The following is a 22,643-nucleotide window of genomic DNA, read 5'->3' on the forward strand; positions in this document are numbered from 1 at the left end:
CACTGCGGGCCCTGCTTTTGCTATTGCTTGGACTTCCCCAGCGCATTGATCGCGTCAACCATCGTCACGCCCGGATGCTGACGGCGGTATTCCTTCACATCCCGGGGTGAGAGCCCCTGTGCATCGACGGTGATTTCCTGGGGCTTCGGACTGCCAGTCCAACCCCAAAGCATCAAGGTCCAGCTGCCTACGAGCAACCCCCAGGTAGGTTCCTCCGACAGCGCCATGAGCAGAATAGCGGCGGTTGCCAGCGCCAAAAGAACACTGGTGCGCGTTGATTTGCCCATGGGACCGCCTAGCTCGCTGGGGTGGCGCTGTTCCCTTCCAGCCTTTCAAAGAACACACCGGTGATCAAGGATCCATCCCTTATCCTTTAGCAGGAGGCCTGGGCCGTCCATTCCTCAGCCAACAGCGCGTAGCCCACGGAATCCATCCATTCACCGCTGCGATGCAGGCTGTCCTTGCGGCCATGGAATTCCTTGCGCATCCCCAAACGCTCCATCAGTCTCCATGATGGCTCATTGGCGGCAAAGCATTCGGCAGTAACCCTGCGCAGGCCAAGAGGGCCGAAGCACAGGCCCATGGCAGCGGCAACGGCTTCAGTGGCGTAGCCCTTGCCACCGAAGGAGGGATCGAAGCTCCAGCCGAGGTTGCCCTCAACGCCCTTGGCGCGCTGCTCAATTTCGCTTTGCCCCCAGCCATCCACGATATCCAGCATGACCGTGCCAATCAGCTGGGTCCCCTGCCCGGTGTCCAGTTCCACAGCCAGGTTCCTCAGCGGATAGTCCTTCGCGAAGAACAGCGAACGGAATTCTTCCACGGTTGCTGGGCCAGCGGTAATCCACTGGGTGACATCGGCAAGCTGCCGGTAGCGCCAGAGGTCTTCCACATCAGCCGAATTCACGCGACGCAGGGACAGGCGTTCAGTGCGTACCGGCCAGCTGATCTTTTTCAGCGCATCTTCCATTCCCCAAGCCTAGCCCTACGGTTTCCAGGCGGTCCTAGCCCTACGGTTTCCAGGCGGTCCTAGCCGCCACGTTCGCTCGACTGGGATCTGCCTGGTCTTGTCGATGATGGCCTTCGTAGCGGAGGGCGCCTTGCATGCCAAGCTGGATGATTCGCGCTGCACCTGGCCCCGCGCTGTCCTGGGCACTGCAGGTTCTCACCGGCATCATGCAGGCGTTGCGGCAGAAGGAAACGGGCGGGATCCATAAGGATCCCGCCCGTTCCCATTAGCCAGCGCCATCAGGCTGCAGGCAGTTCAGCGCATGCCCCTAGTCGCGTTTGCTGCTGACAAAACCCCAAATGACCAGGACCAGCAGCGAGCCGCCGATGGCCAGCAGCCAGGTGGACAATGACCAGAACTCGCTCACTCCGACACCGAAAACTGCCGAGCCAATCCAGCCTCCCAGCACCGCCCCGACCACGCCGAGCAGCAGCGTGGCAAGCCAGCCGCCTCCCTGCTTTCCGGGCTTGATTGCCTTCGCGATCGCACCGGCAACGAGGCCAAGGATGATCCAACCGATTATTCCCATATATTCCTACTTCCCCAAGAGATGCGGCACGATGCCCGTGCCGTTAATGGCTATTTCTTGTTTTCCTGGGCCGGCTCAGATGAGCACGGCCTTATTCGAATCCTGCTTTTCCGGCTTCTGGAAGCTGAACGAGATGTGCTTGCGGGAGAAAGGCACCCCCAGCACCATTTCAAGGTCAGGTAACACGCGGCCATTGACCAGCTCGATCCCTCGATTCGCCGGAGCGTCGGCGCGCAGGGTGAATCGCGCATAAAGCACGGGTTCAGCTGCATTGCCGCCAATTCGAACGTTCGCATCCACGATTTCCGGTTGCGTTCGAGCGGCCGTTTCCGCGGCTTTGGCTATTACCGAAGTCTCGATCTCGCTGACTCCTTCGCTGCTCGATTCGTATCTGAATTCATGCGCCGATGGGCGGCGCGGAATGGCAGTGATCAGCACCGCCAGCGAGAGCACGATGCCGGCAATTCCGAGCGCCAGTCCCAGTGGCAGCAGGTACTGCTGATCGATCGGCAGGCTGCTGGCAATCCGGGCTTGGCCGAGGCCAGCGCCTTGGCCAAGCCCCCACCAGACTGCTGCGAGGCGCGAGGCACCGGCCGCCAGCAGGACCAAACCGAAGATCGCCAGAATAAGTCGTTGGCGCACCACATGCGTTCTGAACATTTCTAGTTTCCCCCTCGCCGTTGCACTGAGACCTTGACCTTGGGAGCGCGTTGCAATGGCAACCCGTCGATCACGCGCTGCGCCCGCGCCTGCGCGTTTTCCCGCACGCGCTGAACCGAGTGGGCTGGAGTCTGCACGGTAACCTGGACCAGGGCCGGGCTGGTTTTCACGCTCGCGCGGGTCACCGAATCGGTTCGCTCGACCTCATGCCCCACCAAGGTTGATATTCCACGGCATGAGATTGCCTGTTCCGACCCCGCTGAAGGATCATCGGTATTCAGCAGGATGCTCTGCCGGGGCCCTGGAATGAGCGCGCTGAGCAACAGCAGCAGACCGAGCACCGCAAGAACCACCATGGCGATCACTGCCAGGTTGTCATTGAAGCGCAAGTTGCTGACCGCGTTAATGCCCTGCTGGGCAAAACCGGGCCATTGTCCGCTGGTCAAACGCAGCAGGCAGGATAGCGCCAGGAGAATGCTCGTGGCCAATACGACGATGAAGCTGATCATCAAGGCCAGGGTGCGGGCACTGCGAACGTGCCAGAACCTGCTCATCGCAGCCTCCTGTTGCTAGTTCCTTCATCCGGCGTTGACATCCAGCTCACCCGTATATCGGTTTGCACCTGCTCAACGCCCAGATACTTGCGCAGATCAGCCGCAACCATGTTCCGCACGTCTTCGCAGGCTTGCTGGACATTGCTCGGATAGCTCAATCCAAGGTCCAAATCGACCACCACTGCACTTCCAAGCACCTCGGCCTTGGCCTTGGGCCGGCTGTCAAAATCCTTGTACTTCCCCAACCCCAGGATCCCACCCGCGGCAGAGCCGACAACTGGCACCTTATAGGCTGCTTGGGCAGCGATTTTTGAATAGACGGCCGTGTTCACCGTGGTGCTTCCACGGCTAGAGGACAGCTCTGCCATCTGCTTCACCGCCGACGTTTGCTGAACACTTGGCCGAGGTCAACCCTGTCCTGCAAAAGCCATCCGACTCCAGCGCCGATGATGGCGAAGAATGCCACCACCACGAACTGCGTGAATGATCCGAAGGCAATCAGCAATCCGGCTAGGCAGCCGATGGCCAAACCCCACTTGACGTGTAACATGTTCTGCTCCTTAGATGAGGACAGTTATTTCAGGCCATCGCGGGGCTCGGCGTCATCGTCATCGTCTTCTGGCAGGTGCACGTCGGTGACTTCAATGTTTACCTCGATGACTTCCAGACCGGTGGCGCGTTCAACCTGGGCGATGATATTCGAACGGATCTCGTTGGAGACCTCAACGATCGAGAACCCGTAGGAAACTACGATCGACACGTCGATGGCGGTCTGTTGCTCGCCCTTTTCGACGCTCACGCCTCCGGCCGCGTTGGCTTGGGCACCGGGGATGCGTTCGGCCAGCGAGTTGAAGGTCCGGCGGGCGGCGTTGCCCATGGCGTAGACACCGGAAACTTCGCGGGTGGCGATGCTGGCAATCTTCTGGACCACACGGTCTTCGATGGTCGTCTTGCCCAGTTCGGTGTGCAGCGGACCGCGCAGCTCTTCGTGGACCGGCGTGTCATTTGCGGCCTTTGCCTTGGCCTGGCGTTCCAGCTCTTCGCCGGTTGGCTTGATGATTGGCCCTTGTGAATCGCGTTGCACCATGATGGTCTCCTCATTCATTGAACGGATATTTTTGTGCCTTACACTCATACAGACGAGAGCTACAGATTAATCCTCACACATTATGAGTGTGATATAGATCACTTAAGGAGGGGTGTTTGGAACCGACCCGGTTGACCGTGCTTGTGGGTCGTTCAATGGAGGGGGACCCCGAGGCCTTCGGCGAACTCGTCACCGCGCTGACACCCGGCCTGCGCCAATACTGCAAGACTTTTTTCAGCAGCTGGCACGATGCGGAGGATGCCACCCAGGATGCCTGGATCCGCGCGTGGCAGTCATTGGGCTCGCTGCGCGAACGTGCCGCGTTCAAGACTTGGCTCTACCGCATGGCACGAAATATTTGTCTTGATCGCATCCGCCAGCGTGCCAATGACCAGCAAACCGTGGATGATGAAGTGCTAGAGCAAACCCCAGTCCCTGACCGTGAATTGCCAGAAAACGTCGCCGTGCAACGCGGCGAGATTGCCGATGCCTGGCAGATCATCAACGGATTGCCCTCGGCGCTTCGCCAGGCGTTCGTACTGGTCGCGCTCCAAGGCATGAGCTATAAGGAAGCGGCCCTGGTGACCAACGTTTCAGAATCAACTGTGCGAGGGCGACTCGCACGGGCACGCAATGCAATCAGCGAGGCGGTGTCATGAAAACCCTTCCCTGCGGACGTACAACCGAAGACGTTTTGCTGAACCTGGATGAACCTGCAGATCTGCACGAATTGCAGTGCCGGTGGTGCCACGCCGAACGGCAGCGGCTCAAGGACCAGAACGGATTCATCACTCAACTGCTGCACAGCTCGACCCCGGAGCACCAGCCTGAAGCATTCTCGCAGCGAATATTGGGCAAAATAGCCGAGCACTCGCGATTCCAGCGGATGTGGGATGTGCAGGAAGCGGGCACGGGACTGGCCAAACGCGTATCGTCCCTGGAATTGATCAAGGCGATTCGAGCGGTATTTTCCGAGTCGACGACAGCGCAATTGAACTACACGGAGATCAAGGCGACCGACACGCAGATTCCCCACCTTAACTGGAGGGTGCAATGCCATGTGAGCATGCCTGGGGATAGCTCGGTTAAGGTTATCGAGCAGCAAGTCCTTGACTATGTTCGCTGTGCCATCAGCCCGTTGATCAGCTGGAGGGAACTGGTAGTTAATCTGGTCATTGAAGACCTGCACGGAGAAGCCATCGAGTCCATCACGCTTCAGGGCGAAAACTAGCTATGACTTCCTTGCTCCCCTGTTCCATCGCTCCGCGGGTTTTTTCCACGCAGCACTGGCGAGCAAGCAAGCACCACAAGTCCAGCAATGGGGAACACCATCAGGGCCATGCGCAACCCGAAGTTCTCGGCAAGGAAACCCACTAGCGGCGGGGAGAACAAGAAGCCCAATCGCATGAGCCAGGAGACGATGCTCAGCCCAGTTCCCGGAGGCAGGCCGGGCAGCTTGTCGGCCTGGTCCATCACCGCCGGGACCAGGGTTGCCGAGCCGAATCCAGCCGCGGCAAATCCCAGCAGCGTGCCTGGAACCGTGGGGAAGAACAACGCCAGACCCATACCGATTGCTATCAGCGCTCCCCCGAACTGGGCCATGCCGCGTTGGCCAAAGCGGTTAACCATGCCATCGCCGAGAATTCGGCCAATGAACTGGGCCCCGACCAGAGCGATGAACCCGCTGGCCGCCAGCGCCGCTGGCGCCCCCAGCTGGCCAAGATACAGCGTGGACCACGAATTCCCGGCGTCTTCAACCATCACGCCGGCTACGGAGATCAAGACCAGGGCGCTCATCATCAGCAGCAGCCGTCCGCGGGATCCTGCTGGGGCCGCGGCCCGGGCGGTTCCGGGTGCAGGTGGTGCAACAGGTTCTATGACCGCCAGTTCGGCGGATCGAGGCAGGCAGAATTTCAGGGCAGTCAGTGCCACCGCAGCGAAGAGCACCATCGATATGCCCAAATGCACTGGCAATGCCAAGTTCATCTGGATCGCTCCAGCGGCCATCAAACCGCCGATCACCGCTCCGACAGACCACAACGCGTGGAAGGAATTCAGTATCGAACGCCCATAGCGCCGTTGCACCACCAGCCCGTGCGCGTTCTGCCCGACATCCGTAATCGAATCCATGGCGCCGCCCAGGGCAAAAGCCAGCACGACCAAGACCACGCCCGGCGCGCTGCCGGCGGCCAGCAAGGCCGCACCGGTAACTATCGTGCCCACGACGGCAACCTGCGCGGAACCAAAACGGCGCACCAGCGCACCTGCAGCCAACCCTGCAAGGATTGCCCCAACAGGCCATGCGGTGACCAGCAAGCCGTAGCCGGCGGTGTCCAATTCCAGTTCCCGCTTCAGCTCGGGAAGGCGCGGCGCCATATTGGCAAAGAGTGCTCCGTTGGTGAGGAACAGGGCCGCGACTGCAGCGCGGGCGCGGGAGTTGACGCTGGATTCGCTGGCTGCCATGGGGCCTTTCACTGCACGTGCATGCGGATTCTTCACGGGGAATGCTTCACTAGCATCCAGCGTCGAGAGTACCAGTGCACCTGCTGGCAAATCCCGAAACCGTGCCGAAAGGCCCGGGAATGGGTGTTTTGCGTCTGACCAGCTGCATCAGGATAGCGGCGAGCTGGCCATCCGCCGGTATTCGCGTTTCGGCTGCAACCTTGGAAGCCCAGCTGGTCCAGCAGCTGGATCGCCCCGTTCGCCAGATGCCCTGCCGCCGTGGAGCCTGCGCTCAGCGTGGCCATAGGCATTGTCAATATCGTAGAAACAACCACAGTGAGGGTGCGAGTGATGATCGCAGAAGTTCCCGCCGGTTCCACCGGCGGGAACTTCTGGTTAACTCGCACCCGGAAAATCGGAGCTAGCCATCAAGCCAGCGCACTTCTCCGCTGTCCAGGTCGTAAACAGCTGCCACCACCCGGGTCCGCTTTTCCTGCACTGCCTCGCGAATGATGGCAGATCGCTCCAGTAGCTGCTCGGTGACGGCACGGGCATTGGCCTGAACCACCTGGTCCACCTCTTCGCTACCCGAACCTTCAACTTTTGCCTTGCGGGCAACAGGAGCAATCTGTTCAGCGAAGTCGGCCATCTCGCCGGGCAATTGCGGATTCTTGGCATCTTCTTCCATCGCCTTCAAGGTGCCTGCCACCGCACCACAGGCCGTATGGCCGAGGATCACCAGCAACGGGACCGAATAGGGACTGGAAACAGCGAATTCCATGCTGCCAACCAAGGTGTCATCGAGCACTCCGCCGGCGGTCCGGGTGACGAACAGGTCTCCGATCCCCTGGTCGAACAGGAGCTCGGGGGTCACGCGGGAATCCACGCAGCCGTGGATCAGGGCGAAGGGGTTCTGGTGCTCGGCCTGCTCGCTGCGCCGTTCGGTTGCTTGGTTGGGACGTTCTGGCATGCCGTCGGCGTAGCGCTGGTTCCCGGCGCGCAGTACCTGCAGCACTTCATCGGGGGTCTGCGGGGGTCCGGCGAGGTTTGCCCTGTCCGCGTCCGTGGCCTGCGGTGATGCGCAGGCTGCCAGTCCGGCCAGGGCAATGAGCCCGGAGGCACCGGCGAGCAGGCCGCGGCGCGACGGTCCGGCTGGCGTTGGGTTTTGGCGGTTGAGGAAACGTGGTTCAGGTTGCGGCATCATGCCTTCCAGTGGCGTCTGATCAGCTGCCCAGCAGAATTAACTAGAGCTTGACAGTAAATAACATCAAGCAGTCTAGTGTTTTGCATTTGATTCATAAATAGCAAACGTCATATTTCGGCCCCTTTTAACATGAGCGTTGCATGAGGTGCGGATGGCAGCGCCACTCGGTGCCCTCGTCCGCGGAAGATGGTGATTGACACCACACTTTTTCTTCGGTTGGATGGAAGCAGTCAATCGATTGATTGGCTCTTGAGTCACAGGGTGGTGTCCATGGAACTGGGAAAGGTCCAGCAAGCAGCCGTAGCCTGCTTTGCCCAGCGCGGTTTCGCCGCCACCGGCATCCGCGAACTAGGCAGTGCCGTAGGACTGAACTCGGCGACCCTCTACCATTACGTCGGCGGCAAGGAAGACCTGCTGGTGGGCATCATGAACGACTGCCTGGCCGCCATGATCTCCGGCGCCGAGCAGGCGCTGGCCGGCAGCAAGGACCCGGTACGCCAGCTCGCGTTGCTCGTGGCCTTCCACGTGGGGTTCACCGCCACCAATCCCAGCACCGCACGTGTTACCGAATACGAGATGCGCGCGCTATCGGCCAAGGCCCGCGAGCAGATGCAGGAACTGCGCGACGCCTACGAGCAGCTCTTCGCCGACGCGCTTCAGGCCGGCGAGCGCCAAGGCAGCTTCAGCACCGTGGACCTGGGCATCGCCCGCTTGGCACTGATGGAAATGGGCACCGGTGTCTCGCACTGGTACCGCAAGGACGGCCGGCTCACACTGGCCCAAGTGCAGTTGAACTTCATTTCCCTGGCCATGCGCATCCTGGCCGTGCCCGACGAATTCCCGTTGCCTGCGCAGCAGCTGCCCGTACCCCGGGTAATCGCCAGCGAACCGACCAGCAAGGACTGACTTCGTGAAGACCCTCTCCTCCCACTTGAATCCCGAGCAGTTCGAGCGCAACGCCGCCGACCAGGCACCGCTGCTGGCCGACCTGCACGAACGGCTCGAACGCGCTGCGCGCGGCGGCTCCGAGAAGTCCCGGCAGCGCCATGTGGATCGCGGCAAGCTGCTGCCCCGCGAACGCGTAGACGCGCTGCTGGACGACGGCTCGCCCTTCCTGGAAATCGCACCGCTGGCCGCCGAGGACATGTATGACGGCGCCAGCCCCGGCGCCGGAATGATCGCCGGCATCGGCCTGGTGCACGGCCGCCACGTGCTGGTCATCGCCAACGACGCCACCGTCAAGGGCGGCACCTACTTCCCGATGACGGTCAAGAAGCACCTGCGCGCCCAGGAAATCGCGCTGGAGAACAGCCTGCCCTGCATCTACCTGGTGGATTCGGGCGGGGCGTTCCTGCCCATGCAGGACGAGGTCTTCCCGGACCGCGAGCACTTCGGGCGCATCTTCTACAACCAGGCGCAGCTCTCCGCGAAGAAGATCCCGCAGCTGGCCGCGGTGCTCGGTTCCTGCACCGCCGGCGGCGCCTACGTTCCGGCAATGAGCGACGAGACGGTCATCGTGCGCAACCAGGGCACCATCTTCCTGGGTGGACCACCGCTGGTGAAGGCCGCCATCGGGGAGATCGTCACCGCCGAGGAGCTGGGCGGCGGCGACCTGCACGCCAAGACCTCGGGCGTGGTGGACCACCTGGCCGAGAACGACGAGCACGCGCTGATGATCATCCGCGATATCGTCTCCACCCTGCCGGCCAACCCGGCCCCCGCGTGGACCATCGAGAGCCAGGTCGCCGAGCCGCTCTACCCGGGCAGTGAACTGGCCGGGGTGGTGCCGGTGGATGTCAACGCGCCCTACGACGTGCACGAGATCATTGCCCGCATCGTCGATGCCAGCGAGTTCCACGAATTCAAGGCCGACTACGGCACCACCCTGGTCACCGGCTTCGCGCAGATCCACGGGCACCGGGTAGGCATCATCGCCAACAACGGCGTGCTGTTCTCCGAATCCGCGATGAAGGGCGCGCACTTCATCGAGCTGTGCGACCAGCGCGGCATCCCGCTGCTCTTCTTGCAGAACCTCGCCGGATTCATGGTGGGCCGCGACTACGAGGCGGACGGCATCGCCAAGCACGGGGCCAAGATGGTCACCGCCGTGGCCACCGCCCGGGTGCCCAAGCTGACGGTGGTCATCGGAGGCTCCTTCGGCGCCGGCAACTACTCGATGTGCGGCCGGGCCTACTCCCCGCGCTTCTTGTGGATGTGGCCGGCCGCGCGGATCTCGGTGATGGGCGGGGCCCAGGCCGCCTCGGTGCTCTCCACGGTCAAGCGCGACGGGATCGAGTCGGGCGGCGGCAGCTGGAGCGCCGAGGAGGAGGAATCGTTCAAGGCTCCGATCCGCGAGCAGTACGAAACCCAGGGCAACCCCTACTATTCCACCGCCAGATTATGGGACGACGGGGTCATCGACCCGGCAGATACCCGCCGGGTGCTCGGCCTGGCCCTGGATGTCTGCGCCCGTCAGCCGCTGCCGGAGACCAGCTTCGGCCTCTTCCGGATGTAGTACGAGGAAAACACCATGACTACCAAGCTCTTTGACACTGTCCTGATCGCCAACCGCGGAGAAATCGCGGTGCGCATCATCCGTACCCTGCGGGCGCTGGGCATCGAATCGGTCGCCGTCTACTCCGATGCCGATGCCGGGGCGCTGCATGTGTCCGAAGCCGATCGCGCGGTGCGCATCGGCGCGGCTGCGGCGAATGAAAGCTACCTGGATATCGACGCGGTGATCGCCGCTTGCCGGCACACCGGTGCCCAGGCGGTGCACCCGGGCTACGGGTTCCTCTCCGAGAACGTGGACTTCGCCCGTGCGCTGGAGGCTGCCGGCATCACCTTCATCGGCCCGCCGGTGAACTCCATCAATCTCATGGGCGACAAGATCCGTTCCAAGAACCATGTCCTCTCCCACCAGGTGCCGGTGGTTCCCGGCATCGCCGAACCCGGCCTCGGCGATCAGCAGCTGCTCGCCGCTGCCACGGACGTCGGCTTCCCGCTGCTGATCAAGCCTTCGGCCGGCGGCGGCGGCAAGGGCATGTTCGCCGTGGATTCCGCCGCAGAACTGTCCGAAGCGCTGGCCAGCGCCCGGCGCACCGCACGCAATGCTTTCGGCGATGACGCCCTGTTCCTCGAACGCCTGGTGCGCAATCCGCGGCATATCGAGGTGCAGATCCTGGCCGATGCGCACGGGAACACCGTGCACCTGGGCGAACGCGAATGCTCCTTGCAGCGCCGCCACCAGAAGGTCATCGAGGAAGCCCCGGCTCCGCTGTTCGAGAATCTGGAGCACGGCGCGGCGATCCGCGAGCGCATTGGCGCCGCCGCGGTGGCCGCTGCGCAATCGGTGGGCTACGTCGGCGCCGGAACTGTCGAGTTCCTGGTGAGCGACCAGAACCCCGACGAATTCTTCTTCATGGAAATGAATACCCGCTTGCAGGTGGAGCACCCGGTCACCGAGGAAGTCGTGCGGGTGAACGGCGCAAAGCTGGATCTGGTCCAGTGGCAGGTGCGCATCGCGGCCGGACAGCCACTGGACTTCACCCAGGACCAGGTGGCATTGGAAGGCCATGCCATCGAGGCCCGGCTCTACGCCGAAGACCCGTCCTCCGGCTTCCTGCCCTCGGTGGGCACCGTGCTGCACGTGCGCGAGCCGGAGAATGTCCGGGTGGATTCCTCGCTGCGCGACGGCCTGGAGATCAGCGCCCACTACGATCCGATGCTTTCCAAGCTCATCGCCTGGGGCCCGGATCGCACCGAGGCGCTGGCCCGCTTGGATAAGGCACTGGCCGGCACCGTGGTGCTGGGCGTGCTGACCAACAGCGAATACCTGCGGCTGCTGCTGGCCGACGAGGATGTGGCCGCCGGGGCCCTGGACACCAACCTGATCGAGCGGAAGATGGACCAGTTCGCCTTCCGCCAGGTCGGGGCCCGCGAACTGGCACTGGCAGCGCATCTGGAGGATCGGCGCATTCCAGCCGCGAATACGCCGTGGGGCCTGCGCGATGGCTGGCGCGCCCAGCATCGCCGGGCCAGCATCGGGCACTTCGACGACGAGGCCGCCGAGGGCAGGACCGCATTGCTCAGGGATCCCGATTCGAGCCGGGTGCGCGTGGGCGCCGAAGAATTCACCGTGCGGCAGGAACCGGATGGAACCCTGTCCGTCAACGGCCAGCGCACAGCACTACAGCATGCCTTCGCCGCAGATGGCACGCTGTGGCTGTGCGAGGAAGGCTGGACCGCGGCGGTGCGCAAGCTGCCCCGCGAAGAAGTCCTCGAACGCCAGCTGGCCACCATCGCCAAGCAATCCGGGACCTTCTCCCCGCATGTCCTCTCGCCCATGCCCGGCACCGTGATCGACGTGCAGGCGGCCGATGGCGATGCGGTCGCCGAAGGCCAGCTGCTGCTGAGCATCGAAGCAATGAAGATGGAGCACCAGCTCTTCTCCCCCGCCGATGGCATTGTGCGCATGACCGGGTTGAAGACCGGGGATCTGGTCAAGGCCAAGCAGGTCGTAGCCACCGTGGAAGCAACCCAGCCAACCGAAGCACAGCATCAGGAGCAGGACGCATGAGCGAGCAAACCCCCAAACGTGTCGAGCAGCGCGGCCTCTACTTCGATGAGCTGCAGCTGGGGGCCACCTACGTGCACAAACCCGGGCGCACCCTGACCGAAGCGGATAACGTCTCGTTCACGACGATGACCATGAACAACCAGGGCCTGCACCTGGACGCCGCTTGGGCTTCCACCCAGCCTTTCGGCAAGCCGCTGGTCAACTCCCTGCTCACCCTGAGCACCATGATTGGGCAGTCGGTGGGCCAGCTGACCGAGGGCACCATCGTGGGGCAGCTGGGCATCAATGACGTGCGCTTCCCGCACCCGATGTTCCACGGCGATACCCTCTACACCGAAACCGAGATCACCGCACTGCGCGAATCCAAGTCCCGCCCCGGGCAGGGCCTGGCGTCCATGACGCACACCGGCCGCAACCAGCACGGCGACATCGTGGCCACCGCCACCCGCACCTGCCTGATGTGGACCCAGCAGGCGCACTTGGATTCGCTGGAACCCAAGGGGGAAAGCTCCAATGGCTAGCTTCCTGATGGGTCCTTCCCTGCTGTTCTGCCCGGCCGACCGGCCCGAGCGCTACGCCAAGGCGGCACAGCGTGCCGATGCGGTCATCATCGATCTGGAAGACGCTGTGGCTGCCGGGAACAAGGAAGCGGCCCGCCGCGCCTTGCTGGATACGCCGCTGGATCCCGCGCGGGTCATTGTGCGCGTGAACCCGGTCGATAGCGAGCACTTCGCCAAGGACCTGGCAACGCTGGGGAAAACGGCCTATCGCACCGTGATGCTGCCCAAGTGCGAATCGGCGGCGCAGCCGGCCGCGCTGGCGGGCTACGACGTGCTGGCACTGTGCGAAACCGCCAAGGGCATCACCAATGCCTCGGACATTGCCGGGGCGCATAATGTCGTCGCGCTGATGTGGGGCGCGGAAGACCTGATCGCCTCGCTCGGCGGCACTTCTTCGCGGGGCGAGGATGGCAGCTACCGCGAGGTGGCACGGTTCGCGCGGTCGCAGGTGCTGCTGCATGCGGTGGCCCACGGCAAGGCCGCAATTGATTCCGTGTACCTCGATATCCCTGATCTGGAAGGCCTGGGCGAGGAGTCCCGCGATGCCAAGGCCTCGGGATTCGCCGCGAAAGCCTCGATCCACCCGAACCAGATGCCGGTCATTCGCGAGGCGTTCGCACCGACCGAAGCAGAACGGGAACGTGCCCGGCGGATCCTCGACGCCGCGGAGGCGAATCCCGGAGTTTTCGCTTTCGAAGGGCAGATGGTCGATGAGCCGCTGCTGCGCCAGGCCCGGGCCACCTTGGGCAGATAGGCTGTTTCCCGCCATGGGCTACAGTGTGTAGCAATGACCGCCGACAGCTGGCCAACGGAGGTTCAAATGCCTGTCGTGAAGAAACCCGGAGCCGATACCCTGGTGTATTTCTGGTTTGCGGTTGGACTGGCCGTGCTCGGCATGGTCATCCAGCAAATCGGCGCCGTCATGATGCTCAACGGCTCGCTGGAGCTGAACGTCCTTGAAGTGACCACGCTTCACCTGGTCGCCTGGGGCTGCTATGCCGGATCGGCCATCTTCACCATCGTGGTCATGCACAAGGCCCTGGCCATGCTGATTTATCTCGTGCATCATCGTCGTCCGCTGCCGCCACGCAGGATGCCGGTGATCCGCGATGCCCCGGTGACGGCCCAAACCGCCGAGGCAGCCGCAACAGGCCAAGCCTCCGCTGCCCCATTGGCCATGGCCGATCCGCTGGAGCAGGACGAACCGCCTTCCGGGGCCAAGCTAAAAACCTTTCCGCGGCAGGCGCTGGGTGCAGTGCAGCCGCAGGACCGGCACCCTCGCAGCCGGCGCCAGAACCCCAGCAACGGCAACGACCCCGCATAGCGAATAAGCAGAGCCGATCAGGCGCAAAAACTGAGTCTGCCGCGCTTCGCCATGCACAGCTAATCCCGGCGAGGCAAGGCGCTCCACCTGTTTCGGACATCAATATTTGTTCTTCGCACGTCACGAACTCCAACGCCTGTTAGCGCCGGCGCAATGCTTAAAGCAACACCCAGAAGGAGCATGCGATTGAACTCCCCGAAGCCATTGCGGATCCATCGAGCCTGGCTGGTCGCCATCGTGACCACGCTGGCGCTAGTCGCCACGGCGGCGTTCCGCTCGACCACCGGCGCGTTCTTTGAACCACTTGAATCCGAATTCGGCTGGCTCCGCTCCCAGTTATCGACCGCGGTGACCATCAACCTGGTGGTCTACGGCCTGGCAGCTCCTTTCGCCGCGACTTTGCTGGAACGGTATTCCATGCGCAAGGTGGCTGCCATCGCTCTGGCATTGGTGGCCTCCGGAGCCGGATTGTCCGTATTCATCAGCCAGATCTGGCAGTTGTGGGCGCTCTGGGGTGTGCTGGTTGGACTGGGCACCGGGGCGATGGCGTTGGTTTTCGGTTCTGTGGTTGCCAACCGCTGGTTCTGCGAACGGCGCGGCCTGGTGATGGGCATCTTCTCTGGCGCGAATGCCGCCGGCCAGCTGGTGTTCCTGCCAAGCATTGTGCTGATCATCGAGCAGTACTCATGGAGGGCCGCGGCTCTGGTTGTTGCGGTCTTCGCGGTGCTGATCATCCCGTTGCTGCGCTGGCCCTTCGCCAATTCCCCTGCCGAAGCCGGTGTACTGCCTTACGGCGGGGCCGGAGCTGCAGCCGCGCCGGCATCCGGAACGCAGCAGGGTTCGATGGCTGCCGCGACTCTCAAGGCCCTGTTCGCGGCCTCACGCTACCCGGCATTCTGGGTCTTGGCGATGACCTTCTGGATCTGCGGATGGTCTACCAACGGGCTGGTGCAGACGCACTTCATCCCTGCGGCGCACGACCATGGCATGCCGGCAACGACCGCTTCCGGGTTGCTGGCGCTGGTTGGCATTTTCGATATCCTCGGCACGGTGTTCTCCGGGTGGCTGACCGACCGTGTACGCCCGTGGCTGCTGCTTGCGGTGTACTACGCGTTGCGCGGACTGTCCCTGATGTTCCTGCACTCGCTGATGGGTCCAACCGTCGAGCCGCTGATGTGGATCTTCATTGTCTTCTACGGTTTGGACTGGGTGGCCACCGTGCCTCCTACCGTGGTGCTCTGCCGCCAGTACTTCGGTCCGGTTAGAGCCACCGTGGTCTTCGGCTGGGTCTTCGCCTTCCACATGATCGGCGCAGGCGCCGGCTCGCTGACCGCAGGGCTGTCGCGGGAAACCACCGGCAGCTACCTGGCCGCGTGGATTACCGCTGCGGTGCTGTGCCTTGCGGCAGCCGTCAGCCTGCTGTTCTTGCCGCGCATGCGCAAAGCCTACGAGCATCCTCAGCTCGAGAAAGTTGGGGTGTAGCCCGAATCAGCACCAGCAGCTCTCACGGCTTAACGGAAAACCTCGCAGAACAGATCATTGCTGATCGCTCTGCGAGGTTTTGCTTTTCGTGCTTAGACGAGCGCTACGTCCTTGGAAGGAACGTGGAGCTCCTTGTTGCCGTAGTGCACCGAGAAGAACCAGCCGATACCGGTCACGATATGGATCAGGGACAGGCCCACAGCGGTAGCGGCATCTGCTGCGTTCATGATCGGGAAAACGATCGAGACTACCGCGATGAGCAAGCCAGCCCACTGCGCGATCTTGCAAATGCCCTTGTTTGCCCGTCCGATCAGGAAGACCACCAGGCCGAAGAACAGAATCGGGATCAACGTGAACTGCAACAGGTGGTCAAAGGCGACAACATCAGTTGAATTAGGACCAATCCGGCGGGATGCCCCAGCGGCGCCAGACAGGAAGAAAATGATGACATTCAGGTAGCTGGTACCCAGCGCACCGATAATCACCTGAATGAAATTGAATGGGCTATTGGGTTGTCCCTGAGACGTCATGGCACTCCTAGAATTGTTGATAGTTCGCAACTATTCTATTCCCGAGTGCCTGTGCCACGGCTCTCAGGAGCCCGTGAGAACCGCGACACTTAGCAGGGCTATAGGTTTTCCAGGGCCGCGATCTCGTTGAACTTCCTATTCGAGTAGTTCACCGCGATATACCAAGACGCTGCAACAACCAGGTGCATAATCGCCAGGGTCAGCGCCGTCCCCCAGTCCTCGGCGAAGAACCACTGCACCACCGCTGAGGTCAAGACGGCGGCAACGCCGACCCACTGGGCGATGCGGCAGAAGCCCGGCTTGGCCCGGCCGATCAAGAAGGTCAGGAAGCCGAAAATGAGAATGGGCAGGGCAGTGAATCGCACGATGTGGATGAAATCCAGGTTCCGGAATAAGCCGCCGGAGTACTCCATGGATGCGCCGATAACCCTGGCAACAAAATAGGCCAAGGTGCTAAGCCCCATGGCTCCGAAAGCCGCAATAACCACCTGGGCGAAATTGAACGGCATCTTGAATCTAGCGTCAGCCTGCATCGCGAATCATCCCCTTTTACAGCGAATTCGAGCTGGACCGGTATTTTCACTGTACGCGCATTCCCGCCCGTTGGACCCCGAACTCCGGAACATTCAAGATCGGGCCCCGCATTAGCCGATGGCGGTTTCCGCTGGCCTCCCGCGCCATGGCCCGGACCGCGACAGGGTGACGCCCCTCGGCAACACAAGCCGTTGCAGCCGCGGGCACCCTTCGTCGCTTCACTTGGCCATTTTCCGGTCCACAACCGGGAAACCGGAGTAGACTGGAATTGGATCTAACTTCCGTAGAAATGCCGTCATCGGAAGCACTTCCTACCGGCGTAGAGCTTTTGTGCCCTCCTCATTGCCGAGGACGGCGTTCAGATTAACGCAGCAGTGTTGAACCGGGATCTTTATCGAGGCGGCTCGAATTAACTGCCCGCTTCCTTGCCCTTCTTCCATTTGCCCGATAAGGGTTGCCCGCCAGGAACGAATCACAGTTTTGCTCCAGCAGCCCACAGACCGGTTCGGTCCGCTAGTGGCGAATCATGCAACCAGCACAGCCGGACAACACCTTTGAAGCCGACAGTGCAAAACGGCAGTACGCGCACAACTGCCGCGGTCCCCGCGATGCCCAACTCAAGAAATGGTACGGCGTTTCCCGTGGAACCGGCCTTGAACTGCAGCACCGAGGGCAGAGCGCGGCAATAAAAACGACTATGCAGCAACGGAGGGAATGTCATGAACAAGCCGAACAGCTGTCCGAGGTGCTACAGAAATACCTTGGTTGAAACAGAAACCCGTCGATTCGTCGATGATCAAAACCAGCTCAAGAGATGGGACAACGAAGGCGGCCACGAAGCTGGCCAGCGCCAGGACATGCTGGTAACGATGCGTGAAGTGCTCTGGACCTGCACCTCATGCGGATGGCGCAAGGTTGCCTACAGTTCGCAAGAACCACTACAGGGACCAGAGCGCCGCGTGGACATCTTGCCTGCTACGGGCCAAGCAACCCTACGGCAAGCCTAGCTGAGCTGGCGCCAGGCGCTGCTGCCCACGGCAGAGCACCCTGGTCGACGGCATGGAACGGACATGGAAAGGAAAAGCCATGATGGACTTCTCCCGCACTCTTGGCAAGAAGCACCAGCCGCTGAAGATAGGCCCGGTGCTCATGAACTCTCTGCCGGGAACTTTGCTCAGCGACAAGGCGCCCGGCGCGTACCGGGTTGCCGCCGTTTTCAACCGCCAGCCCGCAGCCGAGGAAACAGAGTTCTTGACCAGCGATTTCATGCGCGGCCAACTCGATGCCGCCGGCTACCCTGATGCCGTTCTGAGCGCAGCTAACCGAAGATTGGAAATTTCCAACACCTCCCTGGAACAACTGCGTGACGGATTGGCAGCATTAATTGCCCGGGAGCTGGCTCTCGCCGGAAAGAAGTTCGAGGCTGATAGGGACGAAAGAAATTCCCAGTTCCACAAGGAAATCGATGCGGAGTCACAGCGTTATGCAGCGGTGCAAAAGCTCGCGGAATCGGTAGCATTCAGCTCCGCGGAGATTCTCGAGCTCCGTGGGCCCTGACCCTTCGGTAAATCCGGGTCCCAGCACCGGTACAGCTAGAGCGCCTGGACTGGCTGCACCGGCCCGGGCATTCGCAATAGGGCCGGAACAGCACTCGCGCCGCGCCCGCAACTCCTCTGGCCGCTATTGCCGCAGCCTCGATAAACCTGCGCCTGGCGAGCACCCGGAACTAGGCGCCGAGCACAAGGATGATCGCGCAAGCGCCTAGAGCCAGCAGCACCGCTGTTGTCAGCAGCACGGCGAGAACATCCGCGCTGACGCGTTCAGCCTTCACGCCTTGCGCCATTTTCCGGTACCGGGCACGCTGCGAGAGCAGAATCCCGAATGCCATCGAGGAAGATATCGCAATCAGCAGGATCACGGCCAGGCCATAGTGCGGAAGCCAGCGCAGGAAGACCGCGGAAACCACGAGAAATGAAACCATTGTCCGGTTCCACGCGAAGACGGTGCGCTCTGGCTGCAACCCCGGGTCGCTGATCTCGATGGGCTCTTTCATCACGAGCTGAGGGACCAGAAAATCATGGCGATCGCTGCCAGTGAGGCCACCACGGCACCGAATGCCAGCAGCGGGACAATGGCGGGAATCGGCAACGGCCTGCCGGTGCGCATGCTGCGTTCCACGCGGACCCAGCGCACGGCTGCACCGGCGGCAATCAGGATGCCGACGCCGATCACCAGCACCGCCAGCCAGGTGCGAACTGGCGACGGGAAGGCCTCTGCGGCGAATGCCTCCAGCGCTGTGCCGCCCGCGAGGAAGGCTAGCGAAGTTCGAATCCAGGCCAAGAAGGTGCGCTCGTTGGCCAGCGTGAAGCGCGGGTCAGGCTCACTGCCCCGTGGCAATATCCAGCGTGAAAGCGGATGATGGCATCAGCTTGCCGATGAAATAACCCGTCTACAGGAGACAGATGAAGCCAGTGATGAAGACCGGAATGCATGCAGTGGCGCTTGGAACTGCTGGCGGCCCGCTATTGAGGCCGGATCCAGGAACCGGTCACCGTCGCGGAATTTCTACCGCGATCGTTGTGGACGGCCACGCTTACTTGGTGGATTGCGGCCATGGCGTCGGTTTGGGCCTGGCTGAGATCGGGATTCACCCCACTTCCCTGCGCGGAATTTTCATTACCCATCAGCATTCAGACCACGTCATTGACCTGAATTCTGTCATGGTCCTGGGCGGCCTTGGGTTCCGCGGCACCGAGGGTCGGCAGGTTCCTGTTTTCGGACCGGGTGATCGAGGAGTGCTGCCCTCGATGCAGACAGCGTCCGAAGAACCGGAAGCCATATTTCCGCAGTCGCCCACACCCGGGACCAACGCCATGGTCAACTTGCTGCTGCGCGCCCATGCGACAGATCTCAACGATCGCCGACGGGATTCGGCGGCACCTGATATTTCGGATATTTTCCATGGCGTAGATATCGAGATTCCCGCCGGCACAGGCTTCCACCCCAACCACAACAACCATCCGGACATGGAGCCTTTTGAAATATACGCTGATCGGCATGTAAAAATTAGCGCTATCCTGGTCCAGCACCAACCTATCGCTCCGGCATTCGCATTCCGCTTTGATTCGAGATATGGATCGGTCGTGGTTTCCGGCGATACAGCGCCAAGCGCAAATCTTGCGCGCCTGTCCCAAGGCTGCGACTTGCTGTTCCATGAAGCTATTGATCTGGAGGCCATCGCTCGTAGCTACCCGCATGCCTCATCCTCCGAACTGGAAGCGAGCATGGGACATCATCGGCGCGCGCACACCACCGCAGAAGACGCAGGTCGAATCGCCCAGCGGGCTGGAGCACGGAACTTGGCGCTGCATCATTTGGTTCCCGCTGGATCTGGAATGGAAGTTTGGCAGCGGGTTTCGAAACAGTTCTCTGGCGGCCTCTTCGTGCCCCGCGACTTGGATATCTTCCATATCGCAAGTGGCACGGTTACCCAGGTGCGCTAGGGCCAAGGCCGGCAGCTATCCGTCAGGCGACTGGAACGATGGTCGATCAATTGCCCCGGGCCGACGACCACGAGCCCAGCACCGGCAAAGGATGCTGGGCCCGCAAGACCATGGAATCTACTTTGATGCACCAATCGCCCACACGCGCGGAAGCTCGGTGCCATTGACCGCCAGGTCGCCAATCAACCGCGCCTTGAACACCCAGGGGTTGTGGTTGCCGGCGGTACGGGCATTGCGCCAGTGCCGGTCCAGGTTCTTGGTAACGCTCGTGGCGCTGGCGGCCAGCGCATCAAAAGCGTGGGTGATCGCGTTGAGGACCAATGGCGTGAGCACCACCTGCGCCTGGGCGCTGGCCAGCTCTGCCGCATCGTTGGCTGCTTCGTCCTCATCCCCGGTCACCTCGCCGGTGTGCAGCGCCTGCGCAGTTTCATAGGCTCCCTGCAATGCCGTCGACACTCGTTCCACCGTTGCCGCGGCAGCGAAGGCCGCCGCGGAGACCTCGCCGATCACCTGCAGCAGCTGCGGGTCTTCGGCCGCCAGATTGGCCGCGGCATGGCTGAAGGTCCGCTTGCGCGCCTTCAGCTCGGCGGCGAAGTCGCGCTCGGCTGCTTTGGCGGAGCCGGCCAGAACAGCGAGCAGCACCTGCTGGTAGAAAGCTGTCTGGTACTTGAAACGCGTATCGAAGTCGATGAGGTCTTCTTCGGCGACAATCGCATCGGTGAAGGTGGAGGTGCCGGTACCCGTGGTGCGCTGGCCGAAGCCATCCCAGTCATCGGCCAGCTCGACGCCGGGCTGGTGGCGGTTGACTGCGGCGATCACGCGCTTTCCGGTGTCGGTGCGCTCTGCGTAGGTATCGAGCCAGTCGGCGAAGATCGAGCCGGTGGAGTAGTACTTGGTGCCGTTGATCTTGAATCCGCCCTCGCCGTCCGGGGTGACCTTGGTGATCACGTCCCCGACCTTGACGGTGCCGACCTCGGTCCAGGAGTTACCCACCAGTTCTCCCGCCACGAAGCGGGCCAGCCACTTGTCGCGCCCCGGGCCGGGGGCCGCAACCAGACGGTCCTCGACGAAGGCGAAGTGCGCGCGCAGCGCTTGGGCAATATTGGAATCCGCGGCCGCGAGATCCACGAAGAGCTCGAAGAGTTCGGGCAGCGTAGCACCGGCACCCCCGTGCGATTCCGGGATCCGAACCGCACCAAAGCCGGCAGCAGCCAGGTCCGCGACCTGCTGGTAGGGCAATTCGCCGGTGCGGTCGCGTTCAGCTGCACCCTGCGCAATGCGCGCGAAGAGCGGTGCGAAGCGGTTTTTGAGTCCTGCGAGTCGATTGCCAGTTGCAAGTACAGTCATCGTTCAGTCCAATCCGGGAGAAGTTTTCTTAGGTGTACAGCGAGAGCGGCTGGGACTCTCCGCGCAGGAAGTAGGCGCCGACCTCGATCTTCTTGTAGTCCACTGGGTCGTGCAGCGAATGGGTGCGCACATTGCGCCAGTACAGGTCCAGACCCACCGAGTTCGCAGTCGAAGATGAACCGGTCACCTCGAAGATCCGGTTCGCCACATCCACTCCCACCTCAGTGGAGACCACCTTGGCTTCAGCAATTTCCACGGCCAACGCCGCTCGTTCGGGCCGGGTGACTTCCCCGGCCTTCGAGAGCAGGGCATCGAATTTCCGGCCCAGCTTCTCGGTCAGCGCCGCCACTGCTGCAGTGCGGGCTTTGAGCTCTCCGACGGTGCGCTGGAAGATCGGGTCCTGCGAGTAGGTCTCTGCCTGCGAGAACAGCCAGGCGTTCTTGCGGCCCAGCAAGATCTGCTTGCCGCGCTCCAGTGCTCCCTGGGCGATGCCCAGGTAGAAGTTGGCGAAGGCCAACTGGATACCGGGGGTAAGCAGGGTGGAGACCGGTTCATCGGTGACGAATCCCAGCAAGTCCCCTGCTTCGAGCCGCACGTTGTGGAACTTCAAGGAATTCGACGCGCTCAGCCGCTGTCCCAGGTAGTCCCAGTCGTCAACGATTTCCAAGCCATCGATATCGCGTGGCAGAACCAACGCGAGAATCTGCCCGTCGTATTCTCCGCCCTGGACCAGCGCGTTGATGACGATGACCTCGCCAACACCGGAACCCGTGGAGAATCGCTTGGCTCCATGCAGTCGGTAGCCGTCCCCTTCGGCGCTCAGCGTCAAATCCGGATCAACTGGATTCACCGAATCGCCCCAGAGCCAGCCACCTTCCACGGTGCGCTGCCACCATGCCCCTTGCGCTTCTGCCGGGGCGTAGAACGCAATGCCGGACTGGTTGATGTAGTGGTAAGCCAGCAACTGCGAGATGGAGCCATCAGCTGCGGCCAGTATGCGGACCGCTTCGAAAGCCATTTCCCAATGGGCTCCGGCTCCGCCGAATTCTGCAGGCACCAAGAGATTGAGCAACCCGGCTTCGCGCAGCAGCTGCACTTCGGCGAAAGGCTGGGCGTTCTTTCGGTCGCGTTCGAGCGCGTCAGCCGCCAGCTGGCCAGCTACTTGCTGGGCGACGTCGCGCCAATGAGCCAGTTCAGCTTCATCAGCAGTGCCGGTGTAGGGCACGCGCGGCAATTGGGTATCCAGTACAGTCATCTTCGTTCTCCTCTTGGGCTATGGATTCCGAAGGATGCAGAAAATCT

30 protein-coding genes and 1 pseudogene are annotated in these 22,643 nt (G+C 62.2%); 15 read left to right on the forward strand and 16 right to left on the reverse strand.

The genetic code is table 11. The features are described from left to right. Positions 1 to 20 precede the first annotated feature (20 nt). Both ACIQTS_RS04830 and ACIQTS_RS04835 read right to left on the reverse strand, forming a co-directional pair. A complete protein-coding gene (locus tag ACIQTS_RS04830) occupies positions 21 to 287 on the reverse strand; it encodes a hypothetical protein (protein WP_105656412.1) in 267 nt (88 codons plus the stop codon). 86 nt (positions 288 to 373) lie between these two features. Beyond that, the gene (locus ACIQTS_RS04835; RefSeq protein WP_133833922.1) at positions 374 to 967 is read right to left on the reverse strand and encodes a GNAT family N-acetyltransferase; all 594 of its coding nucleotides are present in this window, start codon (positions 965 to 967) and stop codon (positions 374 to 376) included. 134 nt (positions 968 to 1,101) lie between these two features. Here ACIQTS_RS04835 and ACIQTS_RS04840 point away from each other — a divergent pair, with 134 nt between their 5' ends. Further along, positions 1,102 to 1,236 carry a hypothetical protein gene (locus tag ACIQTS_RS04840; RefSeq protein WP_286134664.1) on the forward strand — a complete coding sequence of 45 codons (135 nt, stop codon included), beginning with the start codon at positions 1,102 to 1,104 and terminating at the stop codon, positions 1,234 to 1,236. A 38-nt stretch (positions 1,237 to 1,274) separates the two neighbouring features. On the opposite strand, the gene ACIQTS_RS04845 is transcribed toward ACIQTS_RS04840, so the two are convergent. From ACIQTS_RS04845 to ACIQTS_RS04870, 6 genes are all read right to left on the reverse strand, one after another. Beyond that, complete coding sequence (locus ACIQTS_RS04845; protein WP_105656414.1) at positions 1,275 to 1,535, reverse strand: GlsB/YeaQ/YmgE family stress response membrane protein; 261 nt, start codon at positions 1,533 to 1,535, stop codon at positions 1,275 to 1,277. Between the two features lie 75 nt (positions 1,536 to 1,610). Beyond that, a complete protein-coding gene (locus ACIQTS_RS04850; RefSeq protein ID WP_402471689.1) occupies positions 1,611 to 2,195 on the reverse strand; it encodes a hypothetical protein in 585 nt (194 codons plus the stop codon). A gap of 2 nt (positions 2,196 to 2,197) precedes the next feature. Next, the gene (locus ACIQTS_RS04855) at positions 2,198 to 2,749 is read right to left on the reverse strand and encodes a DUF6286 domain-containing protein (protein ID WP_402471692.1); all 552 of its coding nucleotides are present in this window, start codon (positions 2,747 to 2,749) and stop codon (positions 2,198 to 2,200) included. Beyond that, on the reverse strand, positions 2,746 to 3,117 hold the full coding sequence (locus tag ACIQTS_RS04860; RefSeq protein ID WP_146112224.1) for an Asp23/Gls24 family envelope stress response protein: 372 nt from the start codon (positions 3,115 to 3,117) through the stop codon (positions 2,746 to 2,748). The genes ACIQTS_RS04855 and ACIQTS_RS04860 overlap by 4 nt, the downstream gene beginning before the upstream one ends. Before the next feature lie 5 nt (positions 3,118 to 3,122). Continuing rightward, positions 3,123 to 3,299, reverse strand: coding sequence for a hypothetical protein (locus ACIQTS_RS04865; protein WP_181148776.1), 177 nt, complete (start codon positions 3,297 to 3,299; stop codon positions 3,123 to 3,125). 24 nt (positions 3,300 to 3,323) lie between these two features. Further along, the gene (locus ACIQTS_RS04870) at positions 3,324 to 3,854 is read right to left on the reverse strand and encodes an Asp23/Gls24 family envelope stress response protein (protein WP_286134072.1); all 531 of its coding nucleotides are present in this window, start codon (positions 3,852 to 3,854) and stop codon (positions 3,324 to 3,326) included. Between the two features lie 98 nt (positions 3,855 to 3,952). Here ACIQTS_RS04870 and ACIQTS_RS04875 point away from each other — a divergent pair, with 98 nt between their 5' ends. Both ACIQTS_RS04875 and ACIQTS_RS04880 read left to right on the forward strand, forming a co-directional pair. Further along, positions 3,953 to 4,495, forward strand: a complete 543-nt coding sequence (locus tag ACIQTS_RS04875; protein ID WP_133833920.1) for an RNA polymerase sigma factor — start codon at positions 3,953 to 3,955, stop codon at positions 4,493 to 4,495. Further along, positions 4,492 to 5,067, forward strand: a complete 576-nt coding sequence (locus ACIQTS_RS04880; RefSeq protein WP_402471695.1) for a hypothetical protein — start codon at positions 4,492 to 4,494, stop codon at positions 5,065 to 5,067. Before ACIQTS_RS04875 ends, ACIQTS_RS04880 begins: the two co-directional genes overlap by 4 nt. Here ACIQTS_RS04880 and ACIQTS_RS04885 read toward each other — a convergent pair. Further along, positions 5,064 to 6,335 carry an MFS transporter gene (locus ACIQTS_RS04885; protein WP_402471698.1) on the reverse strand — a complete coding sequence of 424 codons (1,272 nt, stop codon included), beginning with the start codon at positions 6,333 to 6,335 and terminating at the stop codon, positions 5,064 to 5,066. The genes ACIQTS_RS04880 and ACIQTS_RS04885 overlap by 4 nt on opposite strands. A 364-nt stretch (positions 6,336 to 6,699) precedes the next feature. Continuing rightward, complete coding sequence (locus ACIQTS_RS04890) at positions 6,700 to 7,482, reverse strand: carbonic anhydrase (RefSeq protein ID WP_402471701.1); 783 nt, start codon at positions 7,480 to 7,482, stop codon at positions 6,700 to 6,702. 270 nt (positions 7,483 to 7,752) lie between these two features. On the opposite strand from ACIQTS_RS04890, the gene ACIQTS_RS04895 reads away from it, so the two are divergent. The 7 genes from ACIQTS_RS04895 (at position 7,753) to ACIQTS_RS04925 (ending at position 15,427) form a co-directional block, all read left to right on the forward strand. After that, entirely contained in the window at positions 7,753 to 8,388 is a 636-nt protein-coding gene (locus ACIQTS_RS04895) for a TetR/AcrR family transcriptional regulator (protein ID WP_105656422.1), read from the forward strand. A gap of 4 nt (positions 8,389 to 8,392) precedes the next feature. Beyond that, the gene (locus ACIQTS_RS04900; protein WP_402471704.1) at positions 8,393 to 9,997 is read left to right on the forward strand and encodes a carboxyl transferase domain-containing protein; all 1,605 of its coding nucleotides are present in this window, start codon (positions 8,393 to 8,395) and stop codon (positions 9,995 to 9,997) included. 15 nt (positions 9,998 to 10,012) lie between these two features. Further along, on the forward strand, positions 10,013 to 12,061 hold the full coding sequence (locus tag ACIQTS_RS04905; protein ID WP_402471707.1) for a biotin carboxylase N-terminal domain-containing protein: 2,049 nt from the start codon (positions 10,013 to 10,015) through the stop codon (positions 12,059 to 12,061). Next, positions 12,058 to 12,582, forward strand: coding sequence for a MaoC family dehydratase (locus ACIQTS_RS04910; protein ID WP_402471710.1), 525 nt, complete (start codon positions 12,058 to 12,060; stop codon positions 12,580 to 12,582). The genes ACIQTS_RS04905 and ACIQTS_RS04910 overlap by 4 nt, the downstream gene beginning before the upstream one ends. Next, positions 12,575 to 13,375, forward strand: a complete 801-nt coding sequence (locus ACIQTS_RS04915; protein ID WP_402471713.1) for an HpcH/HpaI aldolase/citrate lyase family protein — start codon at positions 12,575 to 12,577, stop codon at positions 13,373 to 13,375. The genes ACIQTS_RS04910 and ACIQTS_RS04915 overlap by 8 nt, the downstream gene beginning before the upstream one ends. A gap of 66 nt (positions 13,376 to 13,441) precedes the next feature. Further along, the gene (locus tag ACIQTS_RS04920; RefSeq protein WP_402471715.1) at positions 13,442 to 13,945 is read left to right on the forward strand and encodes a hypothetical protein; all 504 of its coding nucleotides are present in this window, start codon (positions 13,442 to 13,444) and stop codon (positions 13,943 to 13,945) included. A 180-nt stretch (positions 13,946 to 14,125) separates the two neighbouring features. Beyond that, positions 14,126 to 15,427, forward strand: a complete 1,302-nt coding sequence (locus ACIQTS_RS04925; RefSeq protein ID WP_133833913.1) for an MFS transporter — start codon at positions 14,126 to 14,128, stop codon at positions 15,425 to 15,427. 92 nt (positions 15,428 to 15,519) lie between these two features. On the opposite strand, the gene ACIQTS_RS04930 is transcribed toward ACIQTS_RS04925, so the two are convergent. Continuing rightward, positions 15,520 to 15,957 carry a DUF6069 family protein gene (locus tag ACIQTS_RS04930; protein WP_105656428.1) on the reverse strand — a complete coding sequence of 146 codons (438 nt, stop codon included), beginning with the start codon at positions 15,955 to 15,957 and terminating at the stop codon, positions 15,520 to 15,522. A 98-nt stretch (positions 15,958 to 16,055) separates the two neighbouring features. Continuing rightward, the gene (locus ACIQTS_RS04935; RefSeq protein ID WP_402471719.1) at positions 16,056 to 16,466 is read right to left on the reverse strand and encodes a DUF6069 family protein; all 411 of its coding nucleotides are present in this window, start codon (positions 16,464 to 16,466) and stop codon (positions 16,056 to 16,058) included. Between the two features lie 551 nt (positions 16,467 to 17,017). Here ACIQTS_RS04935 and ACIQTS_RS04940 point away from each other — a divergent pair. The 3 genes from ACIQTS_RS04940 to ACIQTS_RS04950 all read left to right on the forward strand — a co-directional run bounded on the left by ACIQTS_RS04940 (position 17,018) and on the right by ACIQTS_RS04950 (position 18,048). Then, entirely contained in the window at positions 17,018 to 17,260 is a 243-nt protein-coding gene (locus ACIQTS_RS04940; protein WP_402471721.1) for a hypothetical protein, read from the forward strand. Continuing rightward, a complete protein-coding gene (locus ACIQTS_RS04945) occupies positions 17,253 to 17,498 on the forward strand; it encodes a hypothetical protein (RefSeq protein WP_105656430.1) in 246 nt (81 codons plus the stop codon). Before ACIQTS_RS04940 ends, ACIQTS_RS04945 begins: the two co-directional genes overlap by 8 nt. Positions 17,499 to 17,577: 79 nt before the next feature. After that, complete coding sequence (locus ACIQTS_RS04950; protein WP_402471723.1) at positions 17,578 to 18,048, forward strand: hypothetical protein; 471 nt, start codon at positions 17,578 to 17,580, stop codon at positions 18,046 to 18,048. Between the two features lie 169 nt (positions 18,049 to 18,217). Here ACIQTS_RS04950 and ACIQTS_RS04955 read toward each other — a convergent pair whose 3' ends face one another. Together ACIQTS_RS04955 and ACIQTS_RS04960 are read right to left on the reverse strand one after the other, a co-directional pair. Next, entirely contained in the window at positions 18,218 to 18,544 is a 327-nt protein-coding gene (locus ACIQTS_RS04955; protein WP_105656432.1) for a DUF202 domain-containing protein, read from the reverse strand. Continuing rightward, positions 18,544 to 18,891, reverse strand: coding sequence for a YidH family protein (locus ACIQTS_RS04960; protein WP_402472143.1), 348 nt, complete (start codon positions 18,889 to 18,891; stop codon positions 18,544 to 18,546). Before ACIQTS_RS04960 ends, ACIQTS_RS04955 begins: the two co-directional genes overlap by 1 nt. Before the next feature lie 86 nt (positions 18,892 to 18,977). On the opposite strand from ACIQTS_RS04960, the pseudogene ACIQTS_RS04965 reads away from it, so the two are divergent. Both ACIQTS_RS04965 and ACIQTS_RS04970 read left to right on the forward strand, forming a co-directional pair. Next, positions 18,978 to 19,199: pseudogene (locus tag ACIQTS_RS04965) on the forward strand (MBL fold metallo-hydrolase); the annotation flags it as partial. A gap of 12 nt (positions 19,200 to 19,211) precedes the next feature. Next, positions 19,212 to 19,994 (forward strand): MBL fold metallo-hydrolase, encoded by a 783-nt coding sequence (locus ACIQTS_RS04970; RefSeq protein WP_402472156.1) that lies wholly within the window; start codon positions 19,212 to 19,214, stop codon positions 19,992 to 19,994. Positions 19,995 to 20,111: 117 nt separating this feature from the next. On the opposite strand, the gene ACIQTS_RS04975 is transcribed toward ACIQTS_RS04970, so the two are convergent. Together ACIQTS_RS04975 and ACIQTS_RS04980 are read right to left on the reverse strand one after the other, a co-directional pair. Then, positions 20,112 to 21,341 (reverse strand): acyl-CoA dehydrogenase family protein, encoded by a 1,230-nt coding sequence (locus tag ACIQTS_RS04975; protein WP_402471726.1) that lies wholly within the window; start codon positions 21,339 to 21,341, stop codon positions 20,112 to 20,114. 28 nt (positions 21,342 to 21,369) lie between these two features. Further along, positions 21,370 to 22,596, reverse strand: a complete 1,227-nt coding sequence (locus tag ACIQTS_RS04980; protein WP_402471729.1) for an acyl-CoA dehydrogenase family protein — start codon at positions 22,594 to 22,596, stop codon at positions 21,370 to 21,372. Positions 22,597 to 22,643 lie beyond the last annotated feature (47 nt).

It is taken from the genome of Glutamicibacter sp. NPDC090743 (assembly GCF_044769125.1).
Taxonomy (GTDB): Bacteria; Actinomycetota; Actinomycetes; order Actinomycetales; family Micrococcaceae; genus Glutamicibacter.

Coding starts and splice junctions, on each gene's coding strand:
- ACIQTS_RS04845 (WP_105656414.1), bottom strand. CDS start 1,535: ATGGGAATAATCGGTTGGATCATCCTTGGCCTCGTTGCCGGTGCGATC.
- ACIQTS_RS04925 (WP_133833913.1), top strand. CDS start 14,126: ATGCGATTGAACTCCCCGAAGCCATTGCGGATCCATCGAGCCTGGCTG.
- ACIQTS_RS04850 (WP_402471689.1), bottom strand. CDS start 2,195: ATGTTCAGAACGCATGTGGTGCGCCAACGACTTATTCTGGCGATCTTC.
- ACIQTS_RS04980 (WP_402471729.1), bottom strand. CDS start 22,596: ATGACTGTACTGGATACCCAATTGCCGCGCGTGCCCTACACCGGCACT.
- ACIQTS_RS04860 (WP_146112224.1), bottom strand. CDS start 3,117: ATGGCAGAGCTGTCCTCTAGCCGTGGAAGCACCACGGTGAACACGGCC.
- ACIQTS_RS04830 (WP_105656412.1), bottom strand. CDS start 287: ATGGGCAAATCAACGCGCACCAGTGTTCTTTTGGCGCTGGCAACCGCC.
- ACIQTS_RS04940 (WP_402471721.1), top strand. CDS start 17,018: ATGCAACCAGCACAGCCGGACAACACCTTTGAAGCCGACAGTGCAAAA.
- ACIQTS_RS04840 (WP_286134664.1), top strand. CDS start 1,102: ATGCCAAGCTGGATGATTCGCGCTGCACCTGGCCCCGCGCTGTCCTGG.
- ACIQTS_RS04870 (WP_286134072.1), bottom strand. CDS start 3,854: ATGAATGAGGAGACCATCATGGTGCAACGCGATTCACAAGGGCCAATC.
- ACIQTS_RS04920 (WP_402471715.1), top strand. CDS start 13,442: ATGCCTGTCGTGAAGAAACCCGGAGCCGATACCCTGGTGTATTTCTGG.
- ACIQTS_RS04895 (WP_105656422.1), top strand. CDS start 7,753: ATGGAACTGGGAAAGGTCCAGCAAGCAGCCGTAGCCTGCTTTGCCCAG.
- ACIQTS_RS04975 (WP_402471726.1), bottom strand. CDS start 21,341: ATGACTGTACTTGCAACTGGCAATCGACTCGCAGGACTCAAAAACCGC.
- ACIQTS_RS04955 (WP_105656432.1), bottom strand. CDS start 18,544: ATGAAAGAGCCCATCGAGATCAGCGACCCGGGGTTGCAGCCAGAGCGC.
- ACIQTS_RS04905 (WP_402471707.1), top strand. CDS start 10,013: ATGACTACCAAGCTCTTTGACACTGTCCTGATCGCCAACCGCGGAGAA.
- ACIQTS_RS04935 (WP_402471719.1), bottom strand. CDS start 16,466: ATGCCGTTCAATTTCGCCCAGGTGGTTATTGCGGCTTTCGGAGCCATG.
- ACIQTS_RS04970 (WP_402472156.1), top strand. CDS start 19,212: ATGGTCCTGGGCGGCCTTGGGTTCCGCGGCACCGAGGGTCGGCAGGTT.
- ACIQTS_RS04835 (WP_133833922.1), bottom strand. CDS start 967: ATGGAAGATGCGCTGAAAAAGATCAGCTGGCCGGTACGCACTGAACGC.
- ACIQTS_RS04915 (WP_402471713.1), top strand. CDS start 12,575: ATGGCTAGCTTCCTGATGGGTCCTTCCCTGCTGTTCTGCCCGGCCGAC.
- ACIQTS_RS04910 (WP_402471710.1), top strand. CDS start 12,058: ATGAGCGAGCAAACCCCCAAACGTGTCGAGCAGCGCGGCCTCTACTTC.
- ACIQTS_RS04880 (WP_402471695.1), top strand. CDS start 4,492: ATGAAAACCCTTCCCTGCGGACGTACAACCGAAGACGTTTTGCTGAAC.
- ACIQTS_RS04950 (WP_402471723.1), top strand. CDS start 17,578: ATGATGGACTTCTCCCGCACTCTTGGCAAGAAGCACCAGCCGCTGAAG.
- ACIQTS_RS04890 (WP_402471701.1), bottom strand. CDS start 7,482: ATGATGCCGCAACCTGAACCACGTTTCCTCAACCGCCAAAACCCAACG.
- ACIQTS_RS04930 (WP_105656428.1), bottom strand. CDS start 15,957: ATGACGTCTCAGGGACAACCCAATAGCCCATTCAATTTCATTCAGGTG.
- ACIQTS_RS04865 (WP_181148776.1), bottom strand. CDS start 3,299: ATGTTACACGTCAAGTGGGGTTTGGCCATCGGCTGCCTAGCCGGATTG.
- ACIQTS_RS04855 (WP_402471692.1), bottom strand. CDS start 2,749: ATGAGCAGGTTCTGGCACGTTCGCAGTGCCCGCACCCTGGCCTTGATG.